This window comes from Vibrio sp. OPT46 (assembly GCF_015163535.1).
In the GTDB taxonomy this organism is placed as follows: domain Bacteria; phylum Pseudomonadota; class Gammaproteobacteria; order Enterobacterales; family Vibrionaceae; genus Vibrio; species Vibrio alginolyticus.
Genome location: NZ_JADDYG010000363.1, coordinates 1,709 through 2,791, shown reverse-complemented (window position 1 = coordinate 2,791; position 1,083 = coordinate 1,709). Strand labels below are relative to the sequence as shown.

At 37.0% G+C, this 1,083-nt stretch carries 1 protein-coding gene; it reads left to right on the top strand.

The window, feature by feature from the left end; genetic code table 11:
* Positions 1-952 (top strand): hypothetical protein (locus IQR33_RS17000; RefSeq protein ID WP_193843876.1); only part of this gene is annotated, 952 nt, incomplete at its 5' end.
* Positions 953-1,083: the final 131 nt, after the last annotated feature.

Here is a 1,083-nt window from a genome sequence, read left to right as displayed (position 1 = left end):
GTTCTTTTATCCGCAAGGCTGGCTGGACAATGTAAAGTACGAAGAGGGAGTAATCGAGACGATCGAGGGAAAGGACTGGCACATTGAAATCGAGAATAGAGCGACCTTCTCTGACGTTACAGATAGTCTTGAGAACCTGTTATTAACAAATGATGATGCCGTAGCGAAACAAATCGTAGAAAGTGTCAGCTCAATTCTATCTAATTACGAAAATGAGCATCTTCTAATTAGACAATCATTAGAGTTCCTATTTAAATTTCAGCCATCAGCTCCAAATGAAATTAGTGAAATATACGATAGCTTATATCGAATATCTTCGCTATTTTCTATTTTTATGAACATTCCAACATTTCCAGACGAAATCAAACTATACATTGACGGTAATGATTCGGTTCATGTTTTAGTTAGTCAATCTCTGGAGTTAAGAACTGTTAATTTGGCTAAAAGTGCACCGAATAATTACTTTATGCCGATAAACAGATCTGTTGTCGACTTATCGAGTGCTTTGAGTAAGTGGCTAGAGTTATTTGATAGTTATCAAGTATTATCAACGACGTTTCAATATGAGACAAACTTTAGAACTCTTCATGCTGCCTACAGTGACATCATTTTGTATCTTACTAATGTTGAATCTATAGCAATTGACTTAGGTAAGCATAAAGAGTCCAAGTATGTTTCGGCAATAGATGAATATGCTTGCACCGAACTAAGTTCAGCTTTCAATACTATGTTTGCAAGTGTTAATACTAATGATCTTGGAAAAAATCTGTCAGACTTGAGAGGCGAGCTTGCCCATGAAGGAAGACCTAAAAAACTGATGAAATGTTTAAGTATCGGTGATTATGTTAAGGTCGGTAGTTATTTGAAGCTGATTGTTGTATCGCACCTGCTAGATAAACTTGGACTTAGCCGAACCATTATTCATGAGTATCAGCGAAAATTGATGCAGTAGAGTAAATGGCAGTTAACAAAGCATTTAAGAGTGATTCGCAACGCTTGGCATTTTCGCTTCGCTCAAGTATAGCCAAGCGCTGCTCACACCTTAATGCGGCGTTAGCTAAACAGGAATAAAATGAACATATC